We start from the raw sequence: 20,617 nt of genomic DNA, 5'->3' as shown, positions 1-20,617 counted from the left end.
CCCTCCTGGTGCCCGGTGTCGGGCACCATGGCCGCCGACTCCACTGGCAGGGTCGGCGGCGACTGCTCGGAGGTCGTCGTGATGAAATGTGTCTGGAAGGTGGTGGACAATCTCGAGAACTGGCTGTGTCAGTTGCTGCTGGTGACCTTTGTTGTTCTCCTTTTCGCGCAGATTCTGCTGCGCAATCTGTTCAGCTACTCGCTGCCCTGGGCCGATGAGCTGGCGACCTACGCCTTTGTCTGGTTTGCCTATCTGGGCGCGGTGTACGCCGCCAAGAAGTCTGCCCATAACCGGGTGACGTTTCAGTTTCGCTTCCTGCCCAGGTGGGTGGGGCTTGCCTGTGGTGTGCTGACCGATCTGATCTGGGTCGGCTTCAATCTGGTGTTCATCTGGCTGAGTTACGACTTCGTGTTCCATCGGATGAACGACTTCTGGAAATCCCAGACCCTTGGGGTGCCGATGAAGGTGTTCTACCTGATCCTGCCGCTGGCATTCGTGCTCATGACGCTACGTATCGTGCAGAACAACTATGTGCGCTTTGTTCAGCATCGGGAGCCGGAAGACCCGGAGGCCGAAGCCATCGAGGAAGCACGAATGGCCGCACTGTCACCCTCGGCCGAGGAGAAGTAGCGATGGAAACCAGCCTGATCTACGTGCTGTTTGGCGTATTCTTTCTGCTGCTTCTGCTGGGGGCTCCGATTACGGTGTCGCTGGGCGTCGCCGCCCTGGCGACGTACCTGTGGCTGGGGGAAAACCCCATGGCCTTCGTCCAGATCGCCTTTACCTCGGTAGGCTCATTTCCGTTGATGGCATTGCCAGCCTTCATACTGGCGGGGGCATTGATGGAGGCCGCCGGCATATCCCGACGCCTGGTCGATATCGCGGAAGCCTTCGCGGGTCCGGTGACGGGGGGGCTTGCCGCCGCCACGGTATTTGCCTGCATGTTTTTCGGTGCCATCTCCGGATCGGGGCCTGCCACCACCGCTGCGGTGGGCATGCTGATGATCCCTGCCATGGCCAATCGTGGCTACGACCGCGGCTATGGTTCCGCCATCACCGCCTCGTCCGGTGGCTTGGGAGTGGTCATTCCGCCGTCGATTCCGATGGTGATCTTCGGGATTTCGGGCATGGGGCTGCAGCCCCCCGCCGAGGCCGTGGCGCAGCATGGCGCCTTCCAGAGTCTGTCGATTCCGAAGCTGTTCATCGCCGGTATCGTGCCCGGCATGGTCATTGCCGGTTGCCTGTTGACCATCAACTATGTGATCTCAAGACGCCGTGGCTATTCGGGGCTCAGTGATACCTGGTCCTGGGAGACCATTGGCCGCAGTCTGAAGCGCGGTGTGTGGTCGATTCTGGCACCGCTGATCATTCTGGGAGGTATCTACAGTGGACTCTTTACCCCCACGGAATCCGCCGTGGTGGCCATTGCCTACACCCTGATCGTCGGCATCTTCCTGCACCGCGAGCTGAAATGGAAACCCACGCTGAAGACCCTGGAGACGACTACCTGGATCACTGGCCGGGTGCTGCTGATCCTGTTCACCGCGACCGTCTTTGGACGACTGCTGGTCGAGCAGCGGGTTCCTGCCGTCATTGCCGAGGGCATGCTGGGATTGACCGACAATCTGTATCTCATCTGGGCCATGGTGATCGCCTTCCTGCTGTTTGTCGGCATGTTCATGGAAACCCTGGCGGCCATCATGATCCTGACGCCCGTTCTGCTGCCCATCATGTACATGCTGGGCATGGATCCGGTGCATGTGGGCATCGTAGTGGTGTGCGCACTGGCCATCGGCTTCCAGACGCCGCCTCTGGGGGAGAACCTGTTCGTAGCGTCAGGTATCGGAGGATCGTCGATCGAGGAAATTTCGCTGAAGGCGCTGCCATTTGCCGCCGCATCGGTATTCGCGCTGTTCCTGATTGCCTACTTCCCGGCACTGTCGCTGTGGCTACCCGGGCTTCTTGGCTATTGACGTCGTGCAGGTGCCGCCGGGTCATGGCGGCGTCGCGGGCGCCAGTGTGAGTGTCGCCCTCTGAACTAGCCCTCTGAACTAGCCCTCTGAACTCGCCCTCTGAACTCGCCCTCTGAACCTCGCCGGGAACCGCCACGCCAGCGTCCCGGCCTGACACCCCATAGAGAGGTTGCCATGCCTACCACCATCTCACGTGTGCTGTGTTGCCTTGGGCTCAAGGATGACTGCCGTCAGGTTCTGGCCCATAGCCTCAGCCTCGCCAGCACCTGCCAGGCAGAGGTTCACGTGTTGCACGCCGTCAAGTCACTCTCTGACGATGTGATGCAGACCCTCAAGGCCAACATTCGCGAGCGACGCACTCTGGATGCGTTGATGGAACAGCGACGCGCCCAGGCGGCACAGCGACTCGATGAGTTTATCGAGGCGCTGCAGCAGGATTGGCTGGGGAGTCACCCAGCAGACAGCGAACAAAGCGGCCGACAGCGCGGTGACAAGGTATCCGCCGACGCGCCGAGCCAGATGAGCCTGATCACCGCTCGTGCCGTGGTGGAGGGATATCCGGCGTCGGAAATCATCCGTTATGCCACCCGACATGATTGCGACATGATCGTCATGGCCACCAATAAACGGGGGTTCAGCGCGTCCTACGCCGGCAAGGTCACCAAGGGCGTGATCAAGCGTGCCAGCGTTCCAGTGGTGGTGGTGCCACCGGTGTGATCCTGTGGAAACAACCTGTTTAAAGAGCTCGTTAAAAAAGCCCTTTAAAAGAGCCCGGTGCAGCGTCACGTCACGTCGAGCAGCGTCGGGCTCTTCATGTCGTCGAGCCCAGGGCGTCTCAAGATGAGACGCTTGATGGGGCGCTGCTGGACCGCTTCTCAGCGCTGAAACGTTTCTTGCAGCTGGCCGGCGATACGGCGCATCAGCGGGGCCCACTCCATCAGCGAATCAATGGTATGGCGCAGTCGCGGGGCGTGGATGGCGAGCGTCGCCTGGATACGGCCCGCTGTGTCGTAGATGGGCACCGCGATAGCCACCATGCCCTGAATGAACTCTTCGTTGTCGGTGCTCAGCTCGTTGGCGGCGATATTCTCAAGGCGGCGTTCGAGTTCGTCGGCGTCGGTGGCGGTGTAGGGCGTGTAGGCCTCCAGCGGCAAGTGCTTGAGCAGCTGGCGGCGTTGGTTGGCGCCCATCAGGGCAAGAAACAGCTTGCCGCTGGCGGTGCAATGCAGCGGGATGCGAGAGCCAGGGGGCAGCTGGATGCGTACCGGCCAGTTGGTCTCCACCCGTTCGTAGTAGAGCACCTCGTGACCCTCCAGCAGGGTCAGGTTGCAGGTCTCGTTGACGTCTTCGGCGAGACGCTTGAGCAGCATCCGGCGCGGAGCCTTCAGGCTCTCGTTGGCGAGGACCCCCATGGCCATCTGATGCAGGCGATCTCCCGGCAGCAAGTGACGGCCCTCTGGGTCCCGCACGATCAGATCCTGTTCCTCGAGCTGCTTGAGCAGTCGGTGGAGCGTCGGCTTGGGGATGTCCAGCTGGCGTTCCAGGTCGGCGGCACTGACGCCATGCACGGCGGTGGCGATGCTCTCGAGCAGCATCAGACCGCGTTGCAGCGTGGAATTGGTCGTGTTGCGGGAGCTGTCGTTGGTCGGCATAGGCGATCCTTGGCGACGTCGAAATGAAAAACCTGACGTTCATGATAACGCGGCAAGCCCGGAGAGGCTTGCCGCGTCAGCGTGCACCGGTTCAAGCGATGTCATCCCACCAGCATCAGCGACAGGGCAGGCCATAGCGAGATAGCAATCCAGCAGCTGATCAACGCGATAAAGTAGGGAATAACGAACTTCACCAGTCTGAGGTAGGGAATGCCGGTGATACTGCTGGCGACGTACAGGTTGAGACCGAAGGGCGGCGTGACGAAACCGATGGCGGCACCGACCAGGAAGATCACCGCGAAGTGTATCGGATCGACCCCCGCATTCTGGGCGATTGGCGCAAGAATCGGGGCCAGGATGATGGTCACCGGCAGACTCTCGAGAATCATGCCCGCCAACAGGATCATCAGCATGCATGCGCCGAGGATGACGTAGTAGTTGCCCAGCCCGCTGAGCAGGGTCTCCAGCGCCTGCCCCGCACCCAACACCGACAGAAGCTGCTGCATGACCACCGAAATAGCGATCAGCGGTGCCAGCATGCCGGCGATCTGGCCGGAGCGCAGCATGATCGACGGCAGTGCCGTAAAGCGGATCTCGCGGGTGATCAGCAGCCCGGCAATCAAGGTGAAACCGACCGTGATCGCTGCCGCCTCGGTGGGCGAGAACTTGCCCGAATAGATGCCGTACAGCACCACCCCGATAGTCGCGAAGCCCAGGTAGGCGCGGCGTGCGAAGCGAGCGCTTTCTCCGCCCTTGAAGGGAATCAGCGTGCCCCAGCCGTGGCGCCGTGCGACCAGGTGGCAGGCCACCATCATGCCCAGCACCATCATCGCTCCGGGAATCATCCCGGCGATGAACAGATCGCTGATCGACAGGTTCATCATGAAGCCGTAGACGATAAAGATGATCGAGGGGGGGATGATGATACCTACGGTGCCGCCAGAGGCCGCGGTGGCCGCCGAAAAGCGCTCGTCATAGCCGTTCTTGACCATCTCAGGCTGCATGATGGAGCCAATCGTGGCCGTTGTACCGGCGTTGGATCCCGAGATCGCCGCAAACAGGCCGCAGGCGCCCAGGGTCGCCATGCCCATGCCGCCGCGCAGCCAACCCAGTACCGAGTAGGCAAAGTCGGACAGCCGCTTGGCAATGCCCGCGGCATTGATCAGGTCGCCGGTAAGGATAAACAAGGGAAGCGCCAACAGCCCGAAGAAGCTGAGCCCCTGGAACAGGGTGACGCCGATGTTGGCGAGGGTGAAGTCGATGATCAGGCTGGTGCCGACCACCCACAGTCCGATCACCAGGAAGATCGGGACCCCCAGCAGAAAGATCGTGGTACAGCCCGCCGTGACCAGGCCAATAAGCATGCCGTCAGTCATCACGCTTCTCCTAGTCCATGATGGACGGTTGCAGGTTGAAAGGTTCGCCTCGGCGGAAACGTGCGACGTCGGTCGCCAGATTCTGGAGGACGCGGTAGATGATCAGCACCCAGGCCAGCGGCGTGGCCAGGTAGAACCACCACTGCATGACATTGTCGGTGCCGGGCACGATGGCGAAGTTCATGTGCGCCAATTGCACCTGGATGACGGTGAAATGGATGACCAGGGCGCCGAAGGCGATCCACAGCACCGCATCGAGGACCTGACAGGCGAACTGGCCTGAGTAGGGCAGGCGCATGCGAATCTCGTTGAGCGAGAGGTGGGTACGCTGCTTGACGTTGAGCGACGCGCCGAACCAGGTCAGCCACAGGAACAGCAGCACCGGAATACTGGTACTCCAGGGGGCTTGCAGGCTGAAGAAGAAGCGGCGGATGACCTCGACGAAGATGATGCCTGCCATTCCGCTGTAGGACACCAGAATGATGACCTTCTCCAGGTTGGCATCGATCCACTTCAGAGGCAGCAGCCAGGCGGGAGTCGAGCTGTTGGCGACGTCAGACGACGTCGCCTCAGCCGCGGTGGCCTTGTGATCGGTCATTACGCCCTCCACCAGCGCTTCGGCGCTACATTGACAGCCGCCATATCGCGGGGGATTTCGCGAGCAATGGTGTGAATCTCCTGGTAGATATCGATGTCGCCCGCCCAGCCATTCAAGCGCTCACGCCATTGCTCCCAGGGGCCCGGGTTGAACTCCGGCGCACATAGCTGCTCGGCCTGGGCGCGAATCTCATCGGATAGCGGCGCGACTCTCACATTGTTTTCTGCAAAGACGGTGCCCGCGGCAGGGTGTTCACTGGCGCCGACAATCTGGTAGCGACCGGCCTCGTTCATGCCCTGGGTAAAGATCTGCGCGGTATAGGCAGATTCCATCACTTGCTGCTGAAGTTCTGCGCCGAGGCTTTCGAACTTGGACAGATTCATGGCGGTATGCTCGGTGCCCGCAAAGAAGCGCAGGTCGACCGCTTGGGAGACCACTGGCGCCATGCCCGCGTAGGCCACCGCACTCATCCAGGTTTCCGCCCCATCCAGCAGTCCCTGCCGCAGTCCGTCCAGGGTCTCTTCCCAGGCCACTGGAACCGGATTGAGACCAAGCTGTTCCATGGCGATACGCCCGAGCTGAGTGCCTGTCACCCGGTTCTTGGTGCCTTGCAGCACTTCCAGGCTGTCGACCAGCGGACGGTCCGCCCAGCTCTGGCCCATCATCAGTCCGCGCAGGTCGCAGTGTGTGAACAGGAACTGCAGGTTGTGGCGCTGGCGCATCGGTTCGCGCAGCAGGGCCTCGCTGCGGTGGTCGTAGAAGAAATGGAACATCGAGGCGACGCTCGGGAACATGTAGGCGAAGTCCAGCACGTTCAGGTAGGGCGCGCCGCCGGCGGAATTCTGGGTCGATGCCGAGAAGATGTCGACGATGCCCTGCTGTGCCTTGCTGACACAGTCGAGCTGGTTGCAGACCTCGTTGGACCCCATGAATTCGACGCGAATAGCGCCGTCGGTACGCTCCTCGAGGTCCCGGGCAAAGAACAGCTGACCGGATTTCTGAATATCCAGGTTGCGCTCATTGAAGCCGGAGGCGCCGAAGCGTAGCTGGAACTTTGGCTCGCTGGCGTAGCGGCGCTGCTGCTCGGACTCCGCGGCGCGGGCAAGACTCGATGCGGTCAGGCCCGCGCCGAGGCCGCTGGCGGCCAATAGGGTAGACGTCATGCCGAAGCGACCGGAGATGTTGAGGAAGTCACGGCGAGACAGACGTGAGGGGAGAAGGCGTGAACTCATGTGTTGCTCCCAATGTTGTGGTTGGTGTCGGGATGCAGAAGGAGGCAGGCCATGGCGGGGCAATGCCTCCGGGCCGTTTTTCGGCCTTGACCACACCATAGATCGCCTTTTGGGTGTTGGCAATAAAATTGATTCTATTTGTCTCGATGTTGATATTTTTAGAAATGGGTCTACGATGTTTTGAGACAAAACGTCTCGTTTGAGTGAGAGCCATGACAACGACAACACCATCGTCAGACGTCTTCGACTACATCGTCGTGGGAGCTGGTTCCGCCGGCTGCGTACTGGCGAACCGTCTCAGCGAAGACCCGGAGGTTTCCGTACTGCTGCTGGAGGCAGGGGGATCGGACTGGAACCCTTGGATTCACGTGCCGGTAGGCTACTTCAAGACCATGCACAACCCGGCGACCGACTGGTGCTACCTGACGGACCCGGATGACGGCATCGATGGTCGGCGGCTGCAGTGGCCCAGGGGCAAGGTCCTGGGGGGATCGAGCTCGTTGAACGGTCTTCTCTATATAAGAGGGCAGCGTCAGGACTATGACGACTGGGCGGCCATGGGCAACCAGGGGTGGGATTACGCCTCGGTGCTGCCCTATTTCAAGAAGTCCGAGTGCCAGGAGCGCGGGGCCAATGCCTTTCATGGCACCGATGGGCCGCTCAAGGTGTCAGACCTGCGACTGCGTCGCGAGATCGCCGAGCGCTTTATCGAGGCCGCCAAGGCGGCGGGTATCCCCGAGAATCAAGACGTCAATGGCGAGACCCAGGAAGGAGTCGGCTACTTCCAGCAGACATCGTACAAGGGCTTTCGCTGCTCCACGGCCAAGGCATTCCTGCGCCCCGCGTTGAAGCGCCCCAACCTGACCCTGGTCAAACGGGCCCATTGCCAGCGCCTGCTGCTGGAAGGAAAGCGGGTGGTCGGCGTCGAGTACCGCCAGGGTAATGTGCTTCGTCGGGCCAGCGCCACTCTTGAGGTGCTGCTGTCGTCGGGTGCCATAGGCTCGCCGCAGATCCTGCAGTGCTCGGGTATCGGTGACCCACAGCACTTGGCCGATGTCGGCGTCGACTGCCTTCACCAGTTGCCTGGTGTGGGGGAGAATCTGCAGGACCATCTGCAGATTCGCCTGGTGTTCAAGACGCGTTGCCGAACCCTCAATGATGAGGTGCGCCATCCACTCAAGAAGCTGGCGGTGGGCACCCAGTATGCGCTGACCCGCACCGGGCCGCTGACCCTGGCCGCCAGTCAGGTGTGCATTTTCACCCAGTCGCGGGAAGGGCTGGACCGCCCTGACATCCAGTTTCATATGCAGCCGCTGTCCGCCGACAAGCCGGCGGAAGGGGTGCATCCGTTCTCGGCCTTCACCTCATCGGTGTGTCAGCTCAGGCCGACGAGTCGCGGACGCATCCGTATCACCAGTCCGGACCCGGCGGTCTATCCCTCCATTCAGCCCAACTACCTCAGCACCGATGAGGACTGCCGAGTGGCAGTAGACGCCATCAAGGTCGCCCGGCGTATCGCCGAGCAGGCTCCCCTCGCCGATGTGATTACTGACGAGTACGTGCCCGGACGTGCCTATCAAAGCGATGAGCAGTTGCTGGACGCCGCTCGCCGCTATAGCCAGACCATCTACCACCCGGCGGGCACCTGCAAGATGGGCAACGACCCACTGGCGGTGGTGGATGATCGCTTGAAGGTGCATGGGCTCCAGGGGATCAGGGTCGTCGACGCTTCGATCATGCCCATCATCGTGTCGGGGAACACCAATGCACCGACCATCATGATCGCCGAACGCGCGGCGGACATGATCAAGGCCGACCGCCAGGCAAGGACGCAGGTCGCCTGAGTACGGCGCGCCGCCAGGGCGCCTAGCTGGACTCATGCAAGGCCCGGCGCTGGTCCTAACTCCACCGCAGCGCCTGGGACAGCATGTGCTGCATGCAGTGCCGGCCGCAGCGGTCCCCGTATTGCTCACACCATGAAGACGCTGCCACGACGTGGCGATATCAACGACAACAGAGGACACGTCATGTCCCAGCCAACGACCCACGCCCCGAGCGACGCCCCAGACAGTGGGTGGAGGCGGCATCTGGAGCCCGCCAGGGCGCGTATGCCCGGCGTACTGATCTGTATCACCATCGCCCTCGCGACGACCTTCATCGCTGATCACTATGGTGGTCCAACCCTGCTGTACGCGCTGCTGTTCGGCATGACGCTGCACTTTCTCAGCGAGCAGGGCCCCTGTCTGCTGGGCGTCGAGTTCGCGGCTCGCACCATCCTGCGCCTGGGCGTGGCCTTGCTGGGCGTGCGGATCACGCTGGAACAGGTGGCCGAGCTTGGCATCGGTCCGGTGGTAACGGTAGTGGCCGGGGTCATCCTGACCATCGTCGCGGGTGGGGTGCTGGCGCGGCTGCTTGGCCTGCGCAATGACCTGGGCCTGCTGACCGGGGGATCGGTCGCCATCTGCGGTGCATCGGCAGCCCTGGCGCTGTCGGCGGCGATGCCTCGTAACGAGGTGGCCGAGCGCAATACCATCCTGACGGTGGTTGGCGTGACCACGCTATCCACGGCGGCCATGGTGCTGTATCCGCTGCTGGTGGGAGCGCTGGAGCTGAGCGACACCCAGGCGGGTATTTTTCTGGGCGGCACGATACATGATGTGGCCCAGGTCGTCGGTGCCGGCTATATGATCTCGGACGAAACGGGCGATATCTCGACCTTCGTCAAGCTGCTGCGGGTCGCTATGCTGGTGCCGGCGGTGATGGTCTTCATGCTGCTGTTTCGGCGTGCCCGGATGGCGGAAGGCGGTGCGGATGGCGCCAAGGTCCCCATGTTCCCGAGCTTCCTGATTGCGTTTGTGGTGCTGGTACTGATCAATAGTCTCGGCGTGATACCCCCGGTGATGGTGGAGGGTATGACGGACCTGTCGCGCTGGTGCCTGGTGACGGCGATTGCCGCGCTGGGGATCAAGACGTCGTTTCAGAAGCTGGCCGTGGTGGGGTGGAAACCGGTCATTCTGATGATTGCCGAGACGCTGTTCCTGCTTGGCCTGGTGCTGGTGTGCCTGTATACCGGTATCGCCGAGTGGTGACCGTGGAGGCAGGCGTGGCAGACAACCTAGCCCCGGCAACTCCGGGGCGAGGTGGTATCAGCGCCGAGATGCGGCGATCAGGACGCCAGTGGCGGCATTGATGTGACGGGAAACGTCGGCGGGCCGCTATTGCCCAGCCTGTATCGCCGTCAGCGCAATCGTGTAGACGATGTCTTCGACCAGGGCGCCCCGTGACAGATCGTTTACCGGCTTGTTGAGGCCCTGCAGCATGGGGCCGATGCTGACCACCCGGGCACTGCGCTGGACCGCCTTGTAGGTGGTGTTGCCGGTATTGAGGTCAGGGAAGACAAACACCGTAGCGCGCCCTGCCACTGGCGAGTCCGGTGCCTTTTGCCGGGCCACGCTGGCGATCGCCGCAGCGTCATATTGCAGAGGACCATCGATGGGCAGGTGTGGGGCTTTCTGGCGGGCGATTCGGGTGGCTTCTCGGACTTTGTCAACGTCAGCACCGGTGCCTGACTCGCCGGTGGAATAGCTGATCATGGCGACCCTGGGCTCGATGCCGAAGGCCTCGGCGCTGGCCGCACTCTGCAAGGCAATCTCGGCCAGCGCGTCGGCGTCCGGGTCAGGATTGACCGCGCAGTCGCCGTAGACCACCACCTGATCGGGCAGCAGCATAAAGAAAACCGACGACACTTGAGCATATCCGGGGGCGGTCTTGATCAGCTGAAAGGCCGGTCGAACGGTGTTGGCGGTGGTGTGTATCGCCCCTGATACCAACCCATCGACCTCGCCTTCCGCCAACATCATGGTGCCCAGAACCACACTGTCGTGAAGCTGGGCCTCGGCGGTCAAGGGGGTCAGCTTGCCCTTGCGCCGTTCCACCATGGGGGCGATGAAGCGGCAACGTTCGCTGTCGGGGTCGAGAATCTGCAGATCATCGGGCAATTCCAGGCCGCGGGCCTTGGCCACTTCCAAAATGGCCTGGCGCTTACCCAGCAAGACGCAGTTGGCGATGCCGCGGCGTTGGCACAGGATGGCTGCTTCCAGGGTGCGTGGCTCATCCCCTTCGGGCAGCACGATGCGCTGGCGCTTTTGCTGGGCCATGCTGACCAATTGATGGCGAAAGGCCGCTGGAGACAGTCGGCGCTGGGTCTCGTCGTCCATCAATGCCAGCAGCCATTCTCGATCGAGGTGATCCGCCACAAAGGCGCTGATGGCCTCCGCCCGTTCCTGGTCATCCACCGGAATCCCACCGGGGATGTCGGTCAGTTTGGCCACCGTGGTGAAGCTGTCGGTATCGACGGACAGGACAGGCAGGCCGGAGGATAGTGCTGGTTGGCAGACGTCGATCAGCTGCTTGCTGGGGGTTTCGCCGTGGGTTAGCAGGAGGCCCGCCAGGGGCACCCCGTTCATGGTGGCGAGGGCAGCAGCCAGCAGGGTGTCGTCGCGATCACCAGGGGACACGATGAGTTCGCCCGGGCGCAATGCATACAGCAGATGCTCGGCGCTGCGGGCACCCAGGGTGGTATGGGCGACGCGACGTCTATCAGCATCACCGTGATGCAGGATCCTGGCGCCGAGGGCGCGGGCCACATCCAGGGTCCGCGGCGCGGTCAGCGCGGCGCGATAGGGTACCGCGGCCACTACCGGCAGGCTCTGCTCGGATGCCGTGGCCAGTTGGTCCTGCCAGTGCTGGCGGTGGGCGCTGGCTTCACGATCACTGACGGAGGCCAGGGTCTGATCGCTGGCCGAGTCATCGCCGTCACTGGGCAGGCGCATCAGAATGGTGCCGAGGGTACGCCTGGAACCCACCGCGTCGATGCTCTGGCGATGGAAGGCCAGGCTCTTGGCCAGCTCCTTCAGGTCGCTCGTCTGGCCATCGGCGACCAGAATCACCTGGGCGTCCAGGGCGCTGGCAAGACGTACATTGAGATCCAGGGCGTAGGCGTTCTTGCGCAGGGGGCGAATGCCTTCCACGACGATGAAGGCCGGCCGCTTGCCGGTCGCCGGTTTGGCGACCCGTGAATGGCGTTCGACGGCAAGCTCAAGCAGACCGTCGCTGTCATTTCTGCCCAGGTAGTGCTCCACGTCTTCCCGGGGCACTGGACGAGGCGAGCCGATGCCCAGGGTGCTGGCGACCAGCGAGCGAGCCCTTTCGGCGCTGTTGCTATCGTCATCGATGCCCTCTGCCTGGCTGAATGGCTGCAGGAAGCCTGCCTCCAGGCCCAGGGTATCCAGTGCGCGCAGCATTCCCAGCGCCGCAGAGGTCAGGGCGACCCCCTCATCCACCGGGATCAACAGCAGGGTACGGGGTTGCAGGCTCATACGGCTTCCTCGGACCTGTCGGCCAGTGCCAGACGGGTGATCAGTGCTCGGGTCTGGCTGGCGATATAGCCTTCTTCATCGGTGGGAATGACGCGGATTTCCGGCGAACCGGACTCGCTGGCGTCATGGATGGCACCTTCGCTGCCGCGCGCAAGAGCGCTGTTGGCAGCGCTATCGAGATGCACGCCCAGCGCCTTGAGGTGGCCCAGCGTGCGGGCCCGAATCAGCGACGAGTTTTCTCCTATGCCGCCAGTGAAGGCGATGCCATCGACCCGAGGAAGCGCGCAGGCGAGACCGGCCAGGGTCTTGGCCAGGCGATAGCAGAACACTTCGATGGCCAGGGTCGCGCCGGGGTGTCCTGCGCCTGCGGCCTGCTCCAGCTCGCGCATGTCATTGGTCAGGCCAGATACGCCGAGAAGGCCGCTCTTCTGGTTGAGCAGCAGGTCAATCGATTCCAGCGACATCCCTAGCTGGCGGGCCAGATGGAGGTGCAGGCCCGGGTCGACGTCGCCACTGCGTGTGCCCATCACCAGCCCCTCCAGGGGCGTCATGCCCATGCTGGTGTCCTGGCTTTCGCCTTCCCAGACTGCGGTTGCGGAGCAGCCATTGCCGAGATGGGCGATCAGCCAACCTCCGTGTCCCCGCTCGCTGACCTCGGCCAGGCGCTCGCTGACGTAGGCGTGACTGGAGCCGTGGAAGCCGTAGCGCCGGATGCCATGGCGCTGATACAGGTCTTCGGGAATCGCATAGCGGTAGGCGTGGGCCGGCAGGGTCTGGTGGAAGGCGGTATCGAATACCGCCACCTGGGGCAGGTGCTCGAACAGACGTCGGGTGGCGGTGATGCCATCCAGGTTGGCCGGGTTATGCAAGGGTGCCAGGCTGACGGTCTGGCGAATGGTGCGGACTACCGTGTCGTCCAGCAGCGTGGCGCAGGTGAAGCGCTCGCCGCCGTGGACCACCCGGTGCCCGATGCCGACGGGACGTTGATCACCCAGGTGGTCGAGGATGGTCTTGAGCGCCAGGGCGTGGGTGGCTCGAGGTAGCGAAATGTCACGCCGGTTGCCGTGCTCTTCTTCCAGCTTCAGGCAGGCATCGTGGCTGCCCAGGCGCTCAGCAATGCCTGATATCCGAGGTGCGCCAGGGGGCTGATCGACCAGCGCAAACTTGATCGAGGAGGAGCCGCAGTTGATCACCAGTATCGGGGCTTTCATGCCATCTCCAGAGAAAGACGCCTTGTTAAGGCGTGTAAACGGGGGGGATGGCGGCGAATCTAGCACCGCGGCCGGTGCCTCATAATTGTCCTGGGGAGGTAGGGAGGGCCAGTTGCTGGTGGAACAGCACAGCTTGTGACGACCATCAAGTGACAGGGTAAAGAGGTTAGACTTTGGTAACAATTTGTGCGGTGCAGCGTGAAGGCTGCCGGCGGCCCTGAATCTCCGCCGCAGCATTCGCTTTGCGGCAGCCTCCTTCCCGCCCGCGGGGCCGCGGGCGGGAAGGAGGCCGTGATGGGCTTGCGTCAGACTTCCTTGTACAGGGCACCGCCTTGCTGGCGGAAGGCTTGTGCCTGCGCCTCCATGCCCGCCATGACCGCCTCGCTGTCGCCGTCCACGCCGTTGTCGCGGGCATAGTCTCGGACTTCCTGGCTGATCTTCATGGAGCAGAACTTGGGTCCGCACATGGAGCAGAAGTGGGCCACCTTGGCCGCGTCCTTGGGCAGCGTCTCGTCGTGGTAGGCGCGGGCCGTGTCCGGGTCCAGGCCCAGGTTGAACTGGTCCTCCCAGCGGAACTCGAAGCGTGCCTTGGACAGCGCATTGTCCCGGCGCTGAGCGCCGGGGTGCCCCTTGGCCAGATCCGCCGCATGGGCGGCGATCTTGTACGTGATGATCCCGGTCTTGACGTCGTCCTTGTCGGGCAGGCCCAGGTGCTCCTTGGGGGTGACGTAGCAGAGCATGGCGCAGCCGTACCAGCCGATCATCGCCGCGCCGATGCCTGAGGTGATGTGGTCATAGCCGGGAGCGATGTCGGTGACCAGCGGGCCCAGGGTGTAGAAGGGCGCCTCGTCGCAGTACTCGAGCTGCTTGTCCATGTTCTCCTTGATCAGGTGCATGGGCACGTGGCCGGGCCCTTCTATCATCACCTGCACGTCGTGCTTCCAGGCAATGTGGGTCAGCTCGCCCAGGGTCTTGAGTTCGGCCATCTGAGCTTCGTCATTGGCATCTGCCACGGATCCCGGGCGCAGCCCATCGCCCAGCGAGAAGGCCACGTCATACTGCTTGCAGATCTCGCAGATCTCCTCGAAGTGGGTGTAGAGGAAGCTTTCCTGGTGGTGATAGAGGCACCACTTGGCCATGATCGAGCCCCCCCGCGAGACGATGCCGGTGACTCGGCCAGCGGTCAGCGGCACATAGCGAAGAAGCACACCGGCGTGGATGGTGAAATAGTCCACCCCCTGTTCCGCCTGCTCGATCAAGGTGTCGCGAAAGATCTCCCAGGTCAGGTCCTCGGCCACGCCCTTGACCTTTTCCAGCGCCTGATAGAGTGGCACGGTACCGATCGGCACCGGTGAGTTGCGGATGATCCACTCACGGGTTTCATGGATGTTCTGTCCAGTGGACAGGTCCATGATCGTATCCGCCCCCCAGCGAATCCCCCAGGTCATCTTGTCCACTTCCTCTTCGATGGAGGAGGTCACCGCAGAGTTGCCTAGATTGCCGTTGATCTTCACCAGAAAGTTACGCCCGATGATCATCGGCTCGGCTTCGGGATGATTGATGTTGGCCGGGATGATGGCACGTCCGGCGGCCACTTCCTGGCGCACGAACTCGGGGGTGATCTCATCCGGCAAACGGGCTCCGAACGACTGGCCGGGGTGCTGGTGGCCAAGTATCGCTTCGACCTCGTCACTGCCACGATAAGGGGCCTGAAGGGCCTGTCGACGTTGATTCTCGCGAAGTGCAATGAACTCCATTTCCGGTGTGATGATGCCGCGCCGCGCGTAATGCAATTGGGTGACGTTGCCCGGGCGGCCATCGGCGGTCCTGGTGGCGCGGCGTGGTGTGCGCGTCAGCTCGAAGCGCAGCGGTGCCAGCAGTGGGTCATTGGCACGCCGGCGGCCGTACTCGGAGGTGGGACCGTCGAGCCACTCGGTGTCGTTGCGCTCCTCAATCCAGGGCCTGCGCAACTCGGCCAGTCCCTTGCGCAGATCGACCTGTATCGCCGGGTCGGTATAGGGGCCTGAGGTGTCGTACACCAGTAGCGGTGGATTGGCTTCGTCGGCGCCTGAAGTGCGCGTCGGCGACAGGGTGATTTCGCGAAATGGCACCCGCAGGTCGGGGCGGGAGCCCTCTACATAGACCTTGCGAGAGCCTGGCAGGGGAGTGACGGCGGCCTGGTCGACCCTGGCCGTCTCGGCCAGGAAGTGGGCGTCATGGCGGGATCTCGGATGAGACGAGGGATGGTCGAGTGACATAGGTGGTTTCCTCTCACGGCGGTGCAGGGCAAGTGGCGTCGCCCTGATGGTGGTAATGGCACGTCGCGAGGGAGAAGGGGGCGTCGAGGCCGTGGCCGTGAGCGCTTGATCCCTACGCTGGTCCTCGCCTCGATGCCGTAACATCGGGGGTATCCCCAGATCAGGTTCAACGGGTCTCATGCGCTGCATGATCTCAGCCGCTGGCTGCGGCACCCCGTCAAGCGTTGCTATTGTCAGCTTGTCTGTGTTGTCGAGCGCGATCGCCCAGGTCGATCGCCCAAAGGCGTCGCCAAGGTCAGTCGCTCAGCTCCAGTCCCATCTGCCAGAAGTCGGTCTCGAGACGGGTCGCGTCGCTAAAGATGCGCGCCAGCCGTTCGAAACGAGCGCTCGATACCTGGCTGAGCTGGTCGTCGAGCCAGTGTCTTTCGCGCACGGCCGAGGCCTGAAAGTCAGGGCTTGCGTACATGGTGATCCAGGCATCGTAGGGATTGTCGCCACCACGCAGCGTCTCGGGATGATCCGCCAGCCAGCGACCGATATCGGCGTAGCCGACCATGCAGGGCGCCAGGGCAACGTGCAGGTCCAGCAGATCACCCCGACTGCCGGTGTCGAGGACGTAGCGGGTGTAGGCCAGGGTGGCACGTGCCTCCGGTAGACGGCTGAGCTCACTGTCGTCAATGCCCCATTCTCGGCAGTAGGCAAGATGCAGGCCCAGTTCGACCTCGAGGATCGTCTGCATCCCCTTGAAGGCCCCCTGCAAGCTCTCCAGGTCCTGGCTCTTGTAGGCAGCAAGGGCGTAGGCGCGTGAAAACTGCAGCAGAAACAGGTAGTCCTGCTTCAGATAGTGGCGAAAGCTGGCGTCATTCAGGTCGCCGCGCCCAAGTGCACGAACGAAGTCGTGCTCGGTATAGCGCCGCCAGTCGTCGCGGCAGGCAGCGATCAGATCGTTGAAGCAGTAGCCCATGATAGCTCCGGCATAGTGGATCCGGTGGGCGGGGCAGAGAAGGACGGCGGGGAGGAAGGGCAGGCCCCCGCAGGGAAGGCGTGCCACCGCCTGATTCCCTACGCCGGTTCAAGGTGTGAGTCCACACCGCACCCGGATCAGGTTCCACGGGATCGGTGCTGTCGGGCCGCTACACCACGCTGGCCCTGCACCATCTCAGCCGGATTGACCGGCACCCCGTCAAGCGAGTCGACCGCAGTCTAGCACGCCCTTGCGGCTTTGCCAGACACCACTTTCGGATAGCATCGGAAGGGGGCGTCAAGGGAGGTTGTCGAGAGAGACTACCTAATGATGACGCCGCGGCCATGAGGGTCACGGCCGCGGCGTCCTGCACCGACGCTGATGATGGCTTATGATGGATCAGCGACGATCTGGCGTGGGGGTGTCGATCGGGTGGCCAGGGTCGCTGTGCACCTCAGCCGATTGATGGGGGCGTCGGAAGGACTGCACAGGCATGTCTCGGGGACGCTCGCTGGGGGGAGCGGCCGGCGCGCCCGATGAGGGTAGCTGACTCTCGATGTGTAGATCGGCGACGACCCTGGGGGGGCGTGTCTCACTGGGTACCAGCAGAAGCCCGGCGCGGGCCAGGCGGCGGCCGATGGTCAGGCTGGAGCTCCAGCGCACCAGCGGAGCCGCCAGCACCAGGCCGAGCCAGACGGGCGTCAGCCAGAGAAAGAAGCTCGGAGTGTAGGCCCAGGTGACGAGAGCCCACACCGCACCAATCAGCGACCACAGCCAGGTATGGCGGAAGGCTTCCCGCCAGGGCAGTGCCCGCCCCTCTCGGGATTGCGGGTCCCAGGCAACGGTACGACCGGTCAGCACCTGGATCACGAAACGGCTGTGGAAGACCATCATCAGCGGTGCGATCAGCATGGCGAACAGGGTCTCCACCAGCATGCTCAAGACCAGTTTTGGGCGTCCCCCGTAGCCCTCTGGATCCCGCATGAGACCAAGTATCAGTCCCAGCACCTTAGGCATCAGCAGCATGCCCAAGGTGCCGATCAACAAGGGAATGATCAGGTTGGGCGGAGCGATGGGCCAGTCAGGGAACAACTGCGAGCTGGCGGTGAAGAAGTTCGTGGGAACGAGCGCCCTGATCAGCGCATCGATGGTACTGATGACCAGGATCGCCAGCCACACTAGCGACGACAGGTAGGCCAGCGCGCCGAAGAAGAAGTGCAGACGGCTCAGCACATGCAGGCCATGGCCATTCAGCAGGCGCAGATGCTGCAGGTTGCCCTGTACCCAACGTCGATCACGCTTGGCATAGTCGAGAATGTGGCTGGGCATTTCCTCATAGCTGCCGCCCAGGTCGGTGCGCATGCGCACCTGCCAGCCGGCCCGGCGCAACAGCGCCGCCTCGACAAAGTCATGACTGAGGATATCGCCACCCAGGGGCGGCTTGCCGGGGAGCTCGGGAAGGCCACAGGCGTCGGTGAACGCGTCCACCCGAATGATGGCATTGTGGCCAAAATAGTTGGCTGCGGTGGCGTGCCAGAAGCTCAGTCCTGCCGCCAGCATGGGCGAGTAGAGCGCGGCAGCGAATTGATTGCAGCGCCCGAACAGACTTTGCTGGCGCACGGGAATGGGCACCGTCTGAAGGAGCCCCAGCCGAGGATTGGCCATCATCTCGTCGATGAGCTCGACCACCGTGGTCCCGCTCATCAGACTGTCGGCGTCGACCACCAGCATATAGTCGTAGTGGCTGCCCCAGCGGGTGCAGAAGTCGCCCAAGTTGCCTGCCTTGCGCCCTGCGTTGCTGTCCCGGTGGCGATAGTGCAGCCGGCAGTGGCCCTCGAGTCGCTGCTGCAGCGCTGCCATGGCGGCCTTTTCTTCCGCCACGACGGCGTCGTCGGTGCTATCGCTGAGCACGAAGGCCTCGACGTCGATGCCCTCCGGCAGCTCGCCAAGGTCCATGCAGGTTGTCTCGAGCCCAGCCGCGACCCGGGCCACGTCCTCGTTGTGGATCGGCATGACCAAGGCGGTGCGTGAGCGAGAGCCGGCGGGCCTCATCGGTCCGGGGCCACGCCGCTTGAGGCTCAAGGGGTCACGCCCAGTGAGGTGAAGCACAAACCCGATTACGGCGCTCCAGAAGGCCATGGTGATCCAACCGAAGGTAATCGCAAACAGCCCCAGGATGGCCATTTCCAGGGGAGTGATGCCCTCGACGTACAGGATCTTGAACATGGTCCAGACACCCAGCGCGGTGGTGGCGGCAATGGCCATGCCTACCAGCGTTCTGCGCCACCGGGGCCAGGGGACTTCCGGGGTATGCTCGTTCATCGGGGACTCCAGATGCTGTTCCAGGTTTCGCTCAGGCGCTGGTCGCGCAGCATCAAGGTCAGGCGCAGGTCTGCCGGCGTTTCGCCGTCAGGCAGCAGCTTGAAGCTGGCCCGCCAGGTGTCTCCATCGGGCAGCGCTGTCACCTTGGTTTCCGTCGTCTCGCCACTGGACGTGGTCAGGTGCACGCTGACCGGCTGGCTCGCATCGAGACCCTCGAGCTCGCCGCCGCGGAAGTCGATGATGAACTGCCTGAGCTGTTCGTCGGGGGGATTGCTCTGACCGGGAATGCCACCCCAGCCCTGGCGTGACCTGACGACCCGCGCCAGGGGTTCCTCCATGGGGGTGTCAGCGAAGGTCCAGGTCTGATACCGATAGGTGCGTGACTCTCCCGCCTTGAGGGGCGAGGAGGGGACCCAGTAGGCCGTGATATTGTCGTGGGCCTCGCTGTCGGTCGGAATTTCGATCAATTCCACGTGGCCTTCTCCCCAGTCGCCAGCGGGCTGTACCCACTGACTTGGGCGGCGTTCGTAGCGGGCTTCCATGTCCAGATAGGCATCGAAGTGGCGCGGACGCTGGACCAGGCCGAAGCCCCTGGGAGAGGTATCCTGCAAGCCAGAGATCTGCAGGTCTGCGGGATTATCGAGAACGCGCCAGGTCCATTCGCCAGAACTGGTGGCCATCAGCAGCCCGCTGGAGTCATGCACGCGGATGCGATAGTCATCTTCTTCCTGCCGATCCATTTCGCCATGCAGGAACATGCTGGTCAGCGGGGCGACCCCGAGCTTTTCGACATCGCTGCGGGCGAACAGTCGCGCTTCGGTGTCGACGACAGTGTTCTTGCCAGGCGCAATCTCGAAGCGGTAGGCCCCGGCCAGCGACGGGCTGTCCAGCAGCGCCAGAACCGTCATACGATTGGCGTCAGCCTCAGGCTGGACCAGCCAGAACTCTCGAAAGGAGGGGAACTCTTCGCCCTGGGGCATGGCCGTATCGATCGCCAAGCCTCTTGCGGAGAGCCCGTAGCCCTGGTTTCTGCCCACCAGGCGGAAGTAGGAAGCGCCAAGGAAGACGGCAAACTCGTCGTCGACATCCGCTCGGTTGAGCGGGTAATGCAGACGGAAGCCGGCATAGCCCTGGTCGCTGAGATCCAGTTCGGCCAGCTCAGCGGCATCGTCGTCGTAGCGAAAGCGCTGCTGCTCGAAGGGTAGGGTGCGCACTTCGCCATCTTCGAGGAGATGGATATCGACCGGCTGGTCGTAGAGAAAGCCGGGATGGAACAGCTCCACCTGAAAGTTGCCGTGATCGCGCCAAAGCGCCTGTTCATCGCGGTAGCGAATCTGCCGGTAGCGGTCGTAGCCCATCTCGGCCACGGCGTCAGGCAGTGTACTTTCTGGCGCTTCGTAGGGCGCTTCGGCCAGGGTTCTCGCCTGATCGGTCACCTGTTCGAAAAGGCTATCGGCATCCACCGCCAGCGCGGGTGCGCTGACCAACATGCCGGCCAGTGCCCATGATGCAGCGGCCTTCCAGTGGAGGCCGCCGCGTCCACTGACGCGGGCTGACTCGGCTTTGTAGGCAGTGGGCGGTGTCGACCGTCCGCAGATGACTCGGGTGTTCACGTTCGCTCTCCTTGCGGCCTGATGGCACAGAACAGTGCTC

General features: G+C 63.0%; 15 protein-coding genes and 2 riboswitches. Of the genes, 5 read left to right on the top strand and 10 right to left on the bottom strand.

Annotated features, from left to right (window positions below):
- The first annotated feature begins 27 nt into the window (after positions 1-27).
- From JF545_RS13285 to JF545_RS13275, 3 genes are all read left to right on the top strand, one after another.
- Positions 28-630 (top strand): TRAP transporter small permease, encoded by a 603-nt coding sequence (locus tag JF545_RS13285; RefSeq protein WP_224908234.1) that lies wholly within the window; start codon positions 28-30, stop codon positions 628-630.
- A gap of 2 nt (positions 631-632) precedes the next feature.
- Positions 633-1,973 carry a TRAP transporter large permease gene (locus JF545_RS13280; RefSeq protein WP_206942786.1) on the top strand — a complete coding sequence of 447 codons (1,341 nt, stop codon included), beginning with the start codon at positions 633-635 and terminating at the stop codon, positions 1,971-1,973.
- Positions 1,974-2,147: 174 nt separating this feature from the next.
- Complete coding sequence (locus tag JF545_RS13275) at positions 2,148-2,690, top strand: universal stress protein (RefSeq protein ID WP_206942784.1); 543 nt, start codon at positions 2,148-2,150, stop codon at positions 2,688-2,690.
- 158 nt (positions 2,691-2,848) lie between these two features.
- On the opposite strand, the gene JF545_RS13270 is transcribed toward JF545_RS13275, so the two are convergent.
- The 4 genes from JF545_RS13270 to JF545_RS13255 all read right to left on the bottom strand — a co-directional run bounded on the left by JF545_RS13270 (position 2,849) and on the right by JF545_RS13255 (position 6,831).
- Positions 2,849-3,625, bottom strand: a complete 777-nt coding sequence (locus JF545_RS13270; RefSeq protein WP_206942781.1) for an IclR family transcriptional regulator — start codon at positions 3,623-3,625, stop codon at positions 2,849-2,851.
- A 101-nt stretch (positions 3,626-3,726) separates the two neighbouring features.
- Positions 3,727-5,001, bottom strand: coding sequence for a TRAP transporter large permease (locus JF545_RS13265; RefSeq protein ID WP_206942779.1), 1,275 nt, complete (start codon positions 4,999-5,001; stop codon positions 3,727-3,729).
- A 10-nt stretch (positions 5,002-5,011) separates the two neighbouring features.
- Positions 5,012-5,599, bottom strand: coding sequence for a TRAP transporter small permease (locus JF545_RS13260; RefSeq protein WP_206942777.1), 588 nt, complete (start codon positions 5,597-5,599; stop codon positions 5,012-5,014).
- Complete coding sequence (locus tag JF545_RS13255; protein ID WP_206942775.1) at positions 5,599-6,831, bottom strand: TRAP transporter substrate-binding protein; 1,233 nt, start codon at positions 6,829-6,831, stop codon at positions 5,599-5,601. Before JF545_RS13255 ends, JF545_RS13260 begins: the two co-directional genes overlap by 1 nt.
- 212 nt (positions 6,832-7,043) lie before the next feature.
- Between JF545_RS13255 and JF545_RS13250 the strand changes: the two genes are divergently transcribed.
- Positions 7,044-8,675, top strand: a complete 1,632-nt coding sequence (locus JF545_RS13250) for a GMC family oxidoreductase (RefSeq protein ID WP_206942773.1) — start codon at positions 7,044-7,046, stop codon at positions 8,673-8,675.
- Between the two features lie 183 nt (positions 8,676-8,858).
- Positions 8,859-9,920, top strand: coding sequence for a YeiH family protein (locus JF545_RS13245; RefSeq protein ID WP_242520863.1), 1,062 nt, complete (start codon positions 8,859-8,861; stop codon positions 9,918-9,920).
- A gap of 126 nt (positions 9,921-10,046) precedes the next feature.
- On the opposite strand, the gene pta is transcribed toward JF545_RS13245, so the two are convergent.
- The 6 genes from pta to JF545_RS13215 all read right to left on the bottom strand — a co-directional run bounded on the left by pta (position 10,047) and on the right by JF545_RS13215 (position 20,577).
- Positions 10,047-12,209 carry a phosphate acetyltransferase gene (gene pta, locus JF545_RS13240; RefSeq protein ID WP_206942771.1) on the bottom strand — a complete coding sequence of 721 codons (2,163 nt, stop codon included), beginning with the start codon at positions 12,207-12,209 and terminating at the stop codon, positions 10,047-10,049.
- Positions 12,206-13,420 carry an acetate/propionate family kinase gene (locus tag JF545_RS13235; RefSeq protein WP_206942769.1) on the bottom strand — a complete coding sequence of 405 codons (1,215 nt, stop codon included), beginning with the start codon at positions 13,418-13,420 and terminating at the stop codon, positions 12,206-12,208. Before JF545_RS13235 ends, pta begins: the two co-directional genes overlap by 4 nt.
- A gap of 305 nt (positions 13,421-13,725) precedes the next feature.
- Positions 13,726-15,678, bottom strand: a complete 1,953-nt coding sequence (gene thiC, locus JF545_RS13230) for a phosphomethylpyrimidine synthase ThiC (RefSeq protein ID WP_242520862.1) — start codon at positions 15,676-15,678, stop codon at positions 13,726-13,728.
- A gap of 92 nt (positions 15,679-15,770) precedes the next feature.
- A riboswitch (TPP riboswitch) is annotated at positions 15,771-15,905 on the bottom strand.
- Positions 15,906-15,973: 68 nt separating this feature from the next.
- Positions 15,974-16,642, bottom strand: a complete 669-nt coding sequence (tenA, locus tag JF545_RS13225) for a thiaminase II (RefSeq protein ID WP_206942767.1) — start codon at positions 16,640-16,642, stop codon at positions 15,974-15,976.
- Positions 16,643-16,719: 77 nt separating this feature from the next.
- Positions 16,720-16,871, bottom strand: a riboswitch (TPP riboswitch).
- Between the two features lie 170 nt (positions 16,872-17,041).
- Positions 17,042-18,964 (bottom strand): glucans biosynthesis glucosyltransferase MdoH, encoded by a 1,923-nt coding sequence (mdoH, locus tag JF545_RS13220; protein WP_206942765.1) that lies wholly within the window; start codon positions 18,962-18,964, stop codon positions 17,042-17,044.
- Positions 18,961-20,577, bottom strand: coding sequence for a glucan biosynthesis protein (locus JF545_RS13215; RefSeq protein WP_347401335.1), 1,617 nt, complete (start codon positions 20,575-20,577; stop codon positions 18,961-18,963). The genes mdoH and JF545_RS13215 overlap by 4 nt, the downstream gene beginning before the upstream one ends.
- Between the last annotated feature and the right edge of the window lie 40 nt (positions 20,578-20,617).

The organism is Halomonas litopenaei (assembly GCF_017303055.1).
Lineage (GTDB): Bacteria > Pseudomonadota > Gammaproteobacteria > Pseudomonadales > Halomonadaceae > Halomonas > Halomonas litopenaei_A.
This window is presented reverse-complemented; position numbering and strand designations above follow the sequence as displayed.